General features: G+C 60.8%; 2 protein-coding genes. Both read right to left on the reverse strand.

Features of this window, described 5'->3' with window-relative positions:
- The coding region (locus V6C16_RS12540; RefSeq protein ID WP_333543363.1) for a virulence factor SrfC family protein at positions 1–666 on the reverse strand (666 nt) is incomplete at its 3' end.
- A 15-nt stretch (positions 667–681) separates the two neighbouring features.
- The coding region (locus V6C16_RS12545; protein ID WP_333543364.1) for a virulence factor SrfB at positions 682–1693 on the reverse strand (1012 nt) is incomplete at its 5' end.

Below are 1693 nucleotides of genomic sequence, written 5' to 3' on the forward strand. Positions count from 1 at the left end.
AGCGGCGGCACGGGCCCAGTAGCCGTTGCGGAGCATCTGCATGCGCGGGCGCGAACTGAAGTTTTTGTTTACATAGTCGCGCAGGTCTTCCACGTCATCAACGCTCAGCCCGTCGGCAACAGGGGCCGAAGGAGCCTCGGCCTCCAGGGCGTCCAGCGCCTTGACCAATGCCTCGGCTCCGGGAGCGTCCTGATGGTCGCAGTCGGCATAATAGGTGTTGGCAAGAACGCGGGCCACATCCGTTTCAGAAAGCAGGCGCAGACGGATGGGAAAGGCCGGCGAAAGCCCTTCGGGCTGGGTGGTGGTGAAGCGCGTCACCAATCCGGTGGATTCCTTGCCGCCTTCCGGATTGATTTTTTTCAAAAAATCATAGCTTTCGCCGCAAAAATCAGCAGCCAGAGCACCATCGGCATCGCTGGCAAGGGCCGAAATAAGGTACGATTTTCCGGACTGGCTCGGGCCGAACACGCCCACGCACATTTTGCGTTCGGCGGCCTGTCCGCATTTGCCGAAAAAGCGGACCGCGTGGCGCATGTCTTTGAGAAGGGCGTTTTTTTCGCCGCCCACAAGTTCGGCATTGTCCTGAAGCCAGGTTCCGGCCTGTGAGGCGGTGTCCGCCAGTTGGCGGCACTGCCGCGCCAGGTTTATATCTTGCTGCATAACCATAATTAATTGCCTCGCTTAACCGGCATCGGTCACAATGCCGGTGTCCAGCCAGTAGCCTTCATCCAGTTTCAGCGTTTGCAGGCGTATTTCAAGGTCGCGCCTGTCTACGCCGCGCCCCTGGCTGTCCACAATGGAGATAATGCTGAATTCGCCTTCACTGCGGTCTTTTTCGTCATCGGTGCGCGGGGCGTCGTCCCATACATCTTCTACGGTCAGGCGCACCTCCACCTCATAGGGCAGGCGACCGGAAGCTCTGGCTCGCGCGTCCTCATTGGCAAAGGTGAGCAGGTGGTAGCGCGTGGTGGGCCAGCGCTCCGCATCCAGTTGCCGGTAGCCGATGGAAAGCGGGCCGCTGAAGGCTACACGACGGATCTGCTCGGTGCCTTCATTGCTGCCCACGTCCACGGTAAACCAGACCTTGGGCTTTTTGAGCTGGCTGTTGATGTCCATTTCACCGATGTACCGGGCTGTGGATGTGAGCCGCAGCGCGCCGGAATCAAAAGAAAAGCCTTCAAGATGACCATCGGCCAGCGCGCACAGGATAGCCCCGACAACCACGGTGGTCTTGGGGTCTGTGATGCGGCCCTGCGCGTCCGCAAAGGGATACCAGGACCCGGCGTGATAGCTGCGCATGGGGATGATCCTGTCCGGCGGCACGGGCAGCTTGGCGAGAACCGAGGCCATTACTCCGTTCCAGGAACTGGGCTGTCCCGTGAGCAGCAGCACGTCGCAGTCATACATATGCACCACTTCGCACAGGGCGGACAGGGTCGGGCCGAGGGTGGCGCGTATGGTCACGTCCACAGCGGCGGGGCTGACCACAATGGGTATGTCCAGAATGTTGAAGTTCTGGATGAAGGGCGCTCCCCGGCGCACCATGCCCTCCACTGCCCGCAAAATGGCGGCCTGCGGGCGTGGCGCAAGGGCTGAGGGTTTGTAAGCCGCGTTTTCGCCTTCGGCCTGTGTGGCCTGATCTGTCGATGGGGCAGCATCGGGCGTGTGCAGCAGGTCTGGCTCAAAAAAGTCC

This window comes from Desulfovibrio sp. 1188_IL3213, from assembly GCF_036763145.1.
Lineage (GTDB): Bacteria > Desulfobacterota > Desulfovibrionia > Desulfovibrionales > Desulfovibrionaceae > Desulfovibrio.